The following is an 8,409-nucleotide window of genomic DNA, read 5'->3' as shown; positions in this document are numbered from 1 at the left end:
GCCTGTCGTTGGGGCGGCCCTGTGCGGGCCGGGCTCGGTCACGGTATCCCATTTGACAGCCCTTGTTTTTCAATTTTTCGCTGAAAGACTTTTCACACGCTGGCGGGCTGGCGTTCTGCCCTCAGTCAGGCACAATGGCGGCCAACCCGATGGAGGCGCGGATGGCCGGATATCTGACAACCCATGTTCTGGACACCGCGCGCGGCTGTCCGGCGGCGGGGTTGCGCATCACGCTTTCCCGGCTGGACGGGGGCGCGCCGGTGCTGCTGGCCGAGATGGTCACCAACGCGGACGGGCGCACCGATTCGCCGATCCTGCCGAAGGAATACTTTGCAACGGGGCAATTTGAACTGGTGTTTCACGCGGGCGACTACCTGCGCACCGCCGGTCAGGCCGGAACGGAGCCCCTGTTTCTGGATCAGGTGCCGATCCGCTTTGGCATGAGCGACCCGGAGGCGCATTACCATGTGCCCCTTTTGCTGTCGCCCTACGGCTATTCCACCTATCGCGGCAGCTGAAGCACCTGCGGGGCGTTGCGCAACCCCTGACCCCGCGCTACCCTTGGCGCTCAAGGTGAACAGCGCGGGGTGGGCATGTCCTCCACAGGTCAGGTCGAAACCGTCGCGCAATCTGTCGTGACAGCGCCGGATTTCGCGCAGCGGCTTGCCGCGCGCTACCGGCTTGCCCCGGATGAGCCGTTCAGGATCGCCTTTCACGCCGGGCCGGGCGATGCAGCGGGCAGTTTTGATCACTGGATGACCGGCACGCATGACCCCCGCGTGCCGATCATTGCCTATTCCACACAGTTTTTCACCCTCGCTGACCGGATCGGCGCCGAAGCGCATATCATCACCGAGCCACCGCACCTGCCCACGCACAACCACCCAGGCTTCCATCTCACCCCGATCGCGCGCGACAGGGCCCGGCAGGGTCTGGGCTGGCATCTGGAACAAGCCCGCTATGCCCGCCGGGTGTTGGCGCATCTGCGGCGCATCCGGCCGCATGTGGTGGTGATGGGCACCGATTTTCCGTTCTGGGCCTATGGCGCCCTGCCCCGCGGAAGCGCGCTGATCATCACCATGCACAACACCTTCTGGCCGATGGGGCGGCGCGGGACGGGGGCGAAAGCACGGCTGAAACAAGCGCTGAGCGGGCGCGGGATGCGGCGGCTCTCTGCCGCCGTCTGCACCTCGCCGGAATGCGCGCGGCAACTGGCGGCGCTGACCGGCAGGGCGGAAGCGCTGTTTGTGGAAATGCCCCAGATACCCGCCGCGCGGCTGCCAGCCCAGCGCCCTCGTCAGCGCGCGGATAACCTGTTGTTTCTGGGCCGGATCGAGGCTGACAAGGGCGTGTTTGACCTGCTTGCGGCCTTTTCCGCCGTCGCCACGCAGCATCCGGACATCACACTGACCTTTGCAGGCACCGGCACCGCCGCGCCCGCGCTTCAGGAGGCCATTGCAGCGGCGCCCCATGCCAGGCGCATCCGCTTCGCCGGTCAACTGCCTGCTGACGGGGTGCTGGCAGCGCTGCAGGCCGCCGATCTTCTTATCTGCCCCACGCGCAGCAGCTTCAACGAGGGGCTGGCGCTGGTGGTGATCGAGGCGGCGGCGGCGGGCGTGCCCTCGGTTGTCAGCTCGGTCGTTCCGGCGCAGGATCTGGTGCCGGGTGCCTGCGAGGTCTTCCCTGCCGATGACACCGCAGCGCTGCAAAGCACCCTCGCCCGGCTGATCGACAGCCCGACCGCCTATCGCGCACTTGCCGGGCAGACCGCGCCCGCCCGGGCGCAGGTGCTGGACAGGGCACACTCCTGGGGTTCGCAACTGGCACAGGCCCTGCTTGCGCCCGCCTGAAACGACGCTCACATGCCGCGCATCAGCCCCTCCAGCGTGGCCTTGCAGCGCGCGGCGATGAAATCGGAAAACAGCCGCACCTTGGGGTCGCGCAACCGCCGGTGAGGGGTCAGGATGCTCAGCGACACGGGCAAGGGCGGGGATTTCTCCGCCACCGGCACCAGACGGCCCGCGCGCAGATGCTCTGCCACTTCGAACACCGGCTTGAGCACAATGCCATGCCCGTCCAGCGCCCATTGGGTCAGCACATCCCCGTCGTCCGATTCAAAGGGGCCGGAGATGTCGAATTTCTGCAACCCGGCGGGCGTTCTCAGCGTCCATTGAAATTCTTTCGCCCCGGGATAGCGCAGATTGAGGCAATCATGCCCCTCGCGCACCAGCGCCGCACCGTCAACCGGCATCCCGCGCCGCGCCACATAGGCAGGCGCCGCACAGATGATGCGGGGTGCCTCGGCGATGACACGCATCTTCAGCCCGCTGTCCTCGGGCCTGCCCAGATGCAGCGCCACATCCAGCCCCTCGGCGGCGACATCCAGAATACGGTCGGACAGCCGCAGGCGCAGTTCGATCTGCGGATAGAGCGCCTTGAAATCCGGCAGGTTGGGCGCCACGAACCGCCGCCCCACGCCCAAGGGCGCGCCCACGAACAGCACGCCGCGCGGGTTCTGCGTGGCATCGGCCACCGCAGCCTCCGCGTCGCTGATCGCCTGAAGCACCTTCAGCGCGCCCTCATAAAAGATGCGCCCGTTCTCTGTCGGTTGCAGCGAGCGCGTGGTGCGGTTGAACAGCCGCACACCCAGCTGCTTCTCCATCTCCGACACCCGCCCCGAAGCCACGGCAGGCGAGGTCCGCTGATCCCGCGCCGCCGCCGACATATTGCCCAATTCATAGACACGGACGAACATTTTCAGGTTGTTGACATAAGACATGCCGCCCCCGCGTGATTTTCAGGCCCAGATTGAAAGTCCTCAGCGATTTGACGGATTAACAGAAAGGCCCGCATGGGTATAGCCTGCGCGCGAACCATCGGAGAGAGACGCGCATGTTCGAACTCGCCATCCTCGGCGCCTGGGCCGAATTCGCCCTGCGCTGGCTGCATGTGATCACCGCCATCGCCTGGATCGGCTCCAGCTTCTATTTCATCGCGCTCGATCTGGGGCTGCGCAAGGCGCCTGACCTGCCGGAGGGCGCGCATGGCGAGGAATGGCAGGTTCATGGCGGCGGCTTCTATCACATCCGCAAGTATCTGGTGGCACCCGCGCATATGCCCGAGCACCTGACATGGTTCAAATGGGAAAGCTACGCCACATGGCTCTCGGGCTTCGCGCTGATGGCGGTGATCTATTACCTGGGCGCAGAATTCTACCTGATCGACCCCAATGTGATGGATCTGGCGGTCTGGCAGGCCATCGCCATTTCAACAGGCTCGCTGGTGGTCGGCTGGTTCGCCTATGACCGGATCTGCAAGTCGCGCTTCGGCGATGACAACACGCGGCTGATGATCGCGCTCTATATCATTCTCGTGGGGATCAGCTGGTTCTACACGCAGGTCTTCACCGGCCGCGCGGCTCTGCTGCATCTGGGGGCGTTCACGGCCACCATCATGTCTGCCAATGTGTTTGCGATCATCATCCCCAACCAGAAGATCGTGGTCGCCGACCTGATCGCCGGGCGTAAGCCGGACCCAAAATACGGCAAGATCGCCAAGCAACGCTCGACGCATAACAACTACCTGACGTTGCCGGTGATCTTCCTGATGCTGTCCAACCACTACCCGCTGGCTTTTGCGAGCGAATACAACTGGCTGATCGCCGCGCTGGTATTCCTGATGGGGGTCACCATCCGCCACTGGTTCAACAGCCAGCACGCCCGCAGCGGCAATCCGCACTGGACATGGGCCCTCACCGCGCTGATCTTCATCGCCATCATGTGGCTTTCCATCGCACCGATGCGCCAGAACCAGAATGACCTCTCCGCCCTGCCCCCCGCCTTCGCCCGCTTCGCCGAGGCCCCGCAGTTTGATGCGGTCCACAGCATCGTCATGGGCCGCTGCTCGATGTGCCACGCCGACCAGCCGCTCTGGCCCGGCCTCAACTGGGCACCCAAAGGCGTGGTGCTGGAAACCGAGGCGCAGGTGGCCCGCGCCGCCCGCACGATCTATCTGCAATCCGGCGTCAGCCATGCCATGCCCCCCGCCAATCTCGCATGGATGGAGGAAGACGAGCGCGCCCTGATCCGTGACTGGTATCGCAGCGCGACCGGCTCCTGACCCTTTCACCTGTTCAGAAATATCCTCGGGGGGAGCGCGGCACGCGCGTGGGGGGCAGACAGCCCCCCTCCCGCCGCAGGCGGGTAAAACCAGTGGGGGCGCCGGGGGAGGGGTCCGCCCCTCTCCCGGCGCCCCCACAACCCGCTCAGCGCTGCTCGATCCGCCCGTCCAGAGCGGGCTGATAGGGGCTGTTCTCCGCCAGATACTCGGCCAGCACATCCGCCAGATCGGGGCCGAAATCATAGGCATTCTCCGCCCGGTCGCGGAACATCCGGTAGCCGTCTCCGCCATTGCGCATGAAATCGTTGGACACCACGCCATAGACCTTCTCAGGGTCCAGCGGCACCCATTCACCGTCTTCCTGCACGCTCACATCGCTCACCCGGCTGCCCGGCGGCTGCGCCAGATCAAAGGCGTAGCGCAGCCCCGATACCTGCGCAAAGCGCCCGGCCCCCTGTTCCACCTGCCCCGCGCCGTTCTCCAGCGCGGCCAGAATATCGGCACCATTCAGCTGAAAGGTCGCCAGCGTGTTCTGGAACGGCAGCACCGCCAGCACCGCGCCCATCGTCACCTCCCCCGGCTCGATCGAGGCACGCAGCCCGCCGCCGTTCTGAATGGCGATCGAGATGCCCTGATCGGCCACCCGCGCCAGCATCGCGTCGGTCACCAGATTGCCCATCGTGCATTCGCCCGCCCGGCAGGTGGTGCGGTCGCCATCAATCCCCTCGGCAGCCTCGGCCACCACGCGCGATTTCAGCTCTTCAATCGGTCCGGCCAGCCCGGCGATCCATTCCTGCATCTCCGGGTCCGGCGTGACCGAGGCATCCACCGATATCGTATCGCCGCTGGCGTGAAGCAGGTTGCCCGCCGCGTCCAGTTCCAGCACCAGATGCCCCAGCCAGCGCCCGTTTGACCCGGCCTGCACCACCGGCACAATCGTGCCGTCTTCGCGGTCAACCCAGGTGGGGTAAGGCCCCTGCCGCGCCGGGTCCGAGGCCGACAGATAGGTATGGCTGTGCCCGCCGATCACCGCCGCCAGGCCGGGCACCTGCGCCGCAATCTCCAGATCGCGCGAAAACCCCACATGGGTCAGCGCGATGATCGGCGCCGCGCCCTCGGCCTGCAGTTCGGCCACCGCGGCACTCAGGGTCTCAATCTCATCGAGAAACTGAACCGTCGGCCCGGGTGCCGCAATCTCGGGCGTATCGGTTGCCAGCGCCGAAACCAGCCCCACCCGCAGGCCGCCGCGCTCAACAATCACATGCGGCAGCACCCGCCCGGCCAGCAGATTACTGGCCGAGACATCCAGATTGGTCGAAATCACGGGAAAGCTCAGCGTATCGAGAAACACCGCCAGCCCCTCGGGGCCAAGGTCAAACTCATGGTTGCCCACCGCCATCGCATCAAAACCGATCCGCTCCAGCACATCGGCCTCAACCTGCCCGCCATAGGTGGTGTAAAACAGCGAGCCCTGACTGGCGTCGCCCGCATCCAGCACCAGCACCGGGTCGCCCCCGGCACCGAGGTCGTCGCGCATCTGGTTGATCAGCGTGTAAAGCCGTGCCGCGCCGCCAAAACACTGGCCCTCGGCGTCATCGGCGGCGGAGCAGGTTGAACCGAAGCGGTTGATCGGCTCGATCCGGCTGTGAAAATCGTTGATGTGAAGAATATGCAATGTGGTGCCAGCCAGTCCCGTCCCGGCACCAAGCGCCAGAAATGCGACCGATCCAAGCAAGCTGCGCAATGCGGCCCTGCTGCTCATGGAAAATACCCCCGTCAAGGTTGTGAACCGGCCCAGATTGCGCGCGATCCCGGCGCCTGTCAAAGCCTCAATCCCCGCGCAACCCGGCGGGGCAGCGTCATCTTGCCGGAAATACGCCGGGGGGTGAGCGCGGCACGCGCGAGGGGGGCAGCGCCCCCCTTGCCCGCCCCTCACGCCGCCAAAACCATTGACCGGACAAAGCGGTTGAGGCATGAGCAGCGCATGCTGATTTTTAAGATCTTCCGCCGGTCCGAATGGGACAAATTCCGCAAGCAGGGTGAAACTGCCGGTGCGCCGGTCGATCTGGCGGATGGCTATATCCACCTGTCCACCGCCGCGCAGGTGACCGAAACCGCCGCGCGCCATTTCATTGGCGAAAGCGATCTGGTGCTGGTGGCGCTCAATGCCGATACGCTGGGCGCTGATCTGCGCTGGGAACCCTCGCGCGGCGGGCAGCTTTTTCCGCATCTCTACCGCCCCTTGCGGCTGGCAGATGTCGTCTGGGACAAATCGCTGCCCTTGGGCGCGACCGGGCATATCTTCCCCGAGGGGGTTGTCTGATGCTGGAGCGGCTGGGCCTTGCGGCGTTGCACCGGCTGGACCCTGAAACCGGCCACGGGCTGGCGCTCCTGGCCCTGCGCGCGCGCCTTGTCCCCCTTCCCGGCCCCTTCACCACCCCCCGCCAGCGGGTAAGGCTGGCGGGGCTGGACCTGCCCAATCCGGTGGGGCTGGCGGCGGGGTTCGACAAGAACGCGGTCGCCTTGGCGGCCCTCACCCGCGCCGGTTTCGGCTTTATCGAGACAGGGGCCGCCACACCGCGCCCGCAACCCGGTAACCCGCGCCCGCGTCTGTTCCGGCTGGCTGAGGACCGGGCGGTGATCAACCGCTTCGGTTTCAACAACGAGGGCGCCGAGGTGATCGCCGCACGGCTGGCAAGACGCCCGGCTGAGGGCATCATCGGCCTCAATCTGGGTGCGAACAAGGACAGCACGGACCGTGCGGGCGATTTCGCGCAGGTGCTGCGGCGCTGCGGGGCGCATGTCGATTTCGCCACGGTCAATGTCTCCTCCCCCAATACCGAGAAGCTGCGCGACCTTCAGGGCCCGGCGGCGCTGCGCGCGCTTCTGGCCGGGGTGATGGAGGCGCGCGCCGGGCTGCCGCGCCCGATTCCGGTATTCCTGAAGATCGCGCCTGACCTCTCGTCTGATGAACTCGCCGCGCTGGCCGAGGTGGCGCTTGCCTCCGGGCTGGACGGGATCATCGCCACCAACACCACCCTGTCGCGTGACGGCCTCGCCAGCCCCCATGCGGGGCAGGCGGGCGGGCTGTCAGGCAAGCCATTGTTCGAGAAATCCACCCGCGTTCTGGCGCAGCTTTCCGAACTGACCGGGGGGCGGCTGCCGCTGATCGGCGTGGGCGGGATCGACAGCGCCGAGGCGGCCTATGCCAAGATTCTGGCGGGCGCATCGGCCGTGCAGCTTTATTCCGCGCTGGTCTATCAGGGCTTTGCGCTGGTGGGTGAGATCGCGCGCGGGCTGGATGCGCTGCTGGCGCGCGATGGCCATGCCAGCCTTGTCGACGCCGTGGGAACCGGGCGCAGCGCCTGGCTTTAGGGCCGCCCTTTACCCGTCAGCCACCACTCTGCGGCACATCGTTCTGCGCCCGGCGCTGCGATATGGCAAAGACGCAGGCATCGGTCGGCAGGTCCGGCTGCGTGGTGCACAGGCCCCGCGCCACATTCCAGGCGGCCAGCACCCGTGGCACATAATCGCGCGTCTCGGCAAAGGGCGGCACCCCGTTGTTGCGCCGCACCGCCCCCTCACCGGCATTATAACCCGCCAGCGCCAGCACGATATCGCGGTCGAATTCGGTCATCAGCCAGTCCAGATAGGCCACGCCGCCGCGGATATTTTCCACCGGATCGAAAGAATTCGCCACGCCGAAGCGGCTGGCGGTGGCCGGGATCAGTTGCATCAGTCCCTGTGCCCCGGCACGGCTGACCGCCTCCGCCCGGCCCGAGGACTCCACCGCGATCACCGCCAGCGCCAGCGCCGGTGATATCCCGGTGCCGACGGTGGCGCGCAGAATCGCGGGGCCATGCGCTTCGGCGATCTGTTGCAGGTGCTGCATGCGCGGCTCCGGCACCCCCTGCCCCTGCGGCGCGTTGCGCAGCGATTGCATGGCCAGCAGAAAGCGCCCCTCACCGGCCTCGCGCGCGGCGGGCACCCGGGTCCAGAACCAGCCGAACCGCGCCGTTGCCACGTCGGCGGGCAGTCCGGGCTGGCCCGGCGCGGGCACCACCGGGCGCGGGGCGACCGGGGCAAGGCGGCGGGCCTGCTCCTCGGGGTCGATCTGCACGGTGATGCGCGGCCCCGTGCCGGGCGGTGCCACGGCGATCCGGCGAAAGGTGAAATCATCGGCCCCGGCGGGCGCGCCAAATGCCCACGCCGCCCCTGACAGGAGCGCGCTGAGGACGAGGGATCGTGATGAGATGCTGCTCGGCATCGCCCCGGATACACTTTTTTATT

Annotated in this window: 8 protein-coding genes; 5 read left to right on the top strand and 3 right to left on the bottom strand. The window is 66.7% G+C overall.

What is annotated here, in order from left to right; all coding sequences use genetic code 11:
- Positions 1 to 161 precede the first annotated feature (161 nt).
- Positions 162 to 518, top strand: a complete 357-nt coding sequence (gene uraH, locus V7Q53_RS17105; RefSeq protein ID WP_333829924.1) for a hydroxyisourate hydrolase — start codon at positions 162 to 164, stop codon at positions 516 to 518.
- Positions 519 to 593: 75 nt separating this feature from the next.
- Entirely contained in the window at positions 594 to 1,850 is a 1,257-nt protein-coding gene (locus V7Q53_RS17100; RefSeq protein ID WP_333829922.1) for a glycosyltransferase family 4 protein, read from the top strand.
- Positions 1,851 to 1,858: 8 nt separating this feature from the next.
- On the opposite strand, the gene V7Q53_RS17095 is transcribed toward V7Q53_RS17100, so the two are convergent.
- Positions 1,859 to 2,779, bottom strand: a complete 921-nt coding sequence (locus tag V7Q53_RS17095) for a LysR family transcriptional regulator (protein ID WP_333829919.1) — start codon at positions 2,777 to 2,779, stop codon at positions 1,859 to 1,861.
- Between the two features lie 113 nt (positions 2,780 to 2,892).
- Here V7Q53_RS17095 and V7Q53_RS17090 point away from each other — a divergent pair, with 113 nt between their 5' ends.
- Positions 2,893 to 4,119, top strand: coding sequence for a urate hydroxylase PuuD (locus tag V7Q53_RS17090; protein ID WP_333829918.1), 1,227 nt, complete (start codon positions 2,893 to 2,895; stop codon positions 4,117 to 4,119).
- A gap of 145 nt (positions 4,120 to 4,264) precedes the next feature.
- Here V7Q53_RS17090 and V7Q53_RS17085 read toward each other — a convergent pair whose 3' ends face one another.
- On the bottom strand, positions 4,265 to 5,881 hold the full coding sequence (locus tag V7Q53_RS17085) for a bifunctional metallophosphatase/5'-nucleotidase (protein WP_333829917.1): 1,617 nt from the start codon (positions 5,879 to 5,881) through the stop codon (positions 4,265 to 4,267).
- 222 nt (positions 5,882 to 6,103) lie between these two features.
- On the opposite strand from V7Q53_RS17085, the gene V7Q53_RS17080 reads away from it, so the two are divergent.
- The gene (locus V7Q53_RS17080) at positions 6,104 to 6,442 is read left to right on the top strand and encodes a DUF952 domain-containing protein (protein ID WP_333829916.1); all 339 of its coding nucleotides are present in this window, start codon (positions 6,104 to 6,106) and stop codon (positions 6,440 to 6,442) included.
- Entirely contained in the window at positions 6,442 to 7,494 is a 1,053-nt protein-coding gene (locus V7Q53_RS17075; protein ID WP_333829915.1) for a quinone-dependent dihydroorotate dehydrogenase, read from the top strand. Before V7Q53_RS17080 ends, V7Q53_RS17075 begins: the two co-directional genes overlap by 1 nt.
- A gap of 16 nt (positions 7,495 to 7,510) precedes the next feature.
- On the opposite strand, the gene V7Q53_RS17070 is transcribed toward V7Q53_RS17075, so the two are convergent.
- Positions 7,511 to 8,386: a lytic transglycosylase domain-containing protein gene (locus V7Q53_RS17070; RefSeq protein ID WP_333829914.1), complete on the bottom strand. Its 876-nt coding sequence runs from the start codon at positions 8,384 to 8,386 to the stop codon at positions 7,511 to 7,513.
- Positions 8,387 to 8,409 lie beyond the last annotated feature (23 nt).

Origin of the sequence: Pararhodobacter sp. (genome assembly GCF_036802785.1) — a bacterium.
GTDB lineage: Bacteria > Pseudomonadota > Alphaproteobacteria > Rhodobacterales > Rhodobacteraceae > Pararhodobacter.
The sequence above is the reverse complement of the archived record's forward strand: the minus strand, read 5'-3'. Positions and strand labels throughout refer to the sequence as shown.

What these genes read in the sequence shown, in the direction of transcription:
- uraH (WP_333829924.1), top strand. Translation starts at nt 162, where the DNA reads ATGGCCGGATATCTGACAACCCATGTTCTGGACACCGCGCGCGGCTGT.
- V7Q53_RS17100 (WP_333829922.1), top strand. Translation starts at nt 594, where the DNA reads ATGTCCTCCACAGGTCAGGTCGAAACCGTCGCGCAATCTGTCGTGACA.
- V7Q53_RS17095 (WP_333829919.1), bottom strand. Translation starts at nt 2,779, where the DNA reads ATGTCTTATGTCAACAACCTGAAAATGTTCGTCCGTGTCTATGAATTG.
- V7Q53_RS17090 (WP_333829918.1), top strand. Translation starts at nt 2,893, where the DNA reads ATGTTCGAACTCGCCATCCTCGGCGCCTGGGCCGAATTCGCCCTGCGC.
- V7Q53_RS17085 (WP_333829917.1), bottom strand. Translation starts at nt 5,881, where the DNA reads ATGAGCAGCAGGGCCGCATTGCGCAGCTTGCTTGGATCGGTCGCATTT.
- V7Q53_RS17080 (WP_333829916.1), top strand. Translation starts at nt 6,104, where the DNA reads ATGCTGATTTTTAAGATCTTCCGCCGGTCCGAATGGGACAAATTCCGC.
- V7Q53_RS17075 (WP_333829915.1), top strand. Translation starts at nt 6,442, where the DNA reads ATGCTGGAGCGGCTGGGCCTTGCGGCGTTGCACCGGCTGGACCCTGAA.
- V7Q53_RS17070 (WP_333829914.1), bottom strand. Translation starts at nt 8,386, where the DNA reads ATGCCGAGCAGCATCTCATCACGATCCCTCGTCCTCAGCGCGCTCCTG.